Below are 432 nucleotides of genomic sequence, written 5' to 3'. Positions count from 1 at the left end.
CGCTGGTGGGTGGTCGGTGGTCGGGTGGTCGGTTAGTGCAGGACGATCGGGTGGTGCTCCGGGCCGTGCCCGTGGCCGTGGCCCCAGTCCTTGCCGTGGCCCCAGTCCTTGCCGTGGCCCCAGTCCTTGCCGTGACCCCACTTGCCGTCGTGGCCGTGCTTGCCGTGGCCCCACTTGTCGTGGCCGTGGCCCCACTTGTCGTGGCCGTGACCCCACTTGCCGTGGTCGCCGTGACCCCACTTGCCGTGGTCGCCGTGGCCCCACTTGCCGTGGTCCCCGTGACCCCACTTGCCGTGGTCGCCGTGGCCCCACTTGCCGTGGTCCCCGTGACCCCACTTGCCGTGGTTGTCGTGCCCGTGGTCGCGGCCGTGGCCGTGGTCGCCGCGGTGGTCGCCGCGGTGGTCGCCGCGGTGGTCGCCCCGGTGGTCGCCC

The 432-nt window shown here is 73.6% G+C and carries 1 protein-coding gene; it reads right to left on the bottom strand.

The annotated features are described in order from the left end of the window. Nucleotides 1-32: 32 nt before the first annotated feature. A partial coding sequence (locus tag HH311_RS31190) for a hypothetical protein (protein WP_211191044.1) occupies nucleotides 33-432 on the bottom strand: 400 nt, incomplete at its 5' end.

The organism is Actinomycetospora sp. TBRC 11914, assembly GCF_012933465.1.
GTDB lineage: Bacteria > Actinomycetota > Actinomycetes > Mycobacteriales > Pseudonocardiaceae > Actinomycetospora.
Note: the sequence above shows the minus strand (reverse complement) of the source record. Positions and strands in the feature narration are given on the sequence as shown.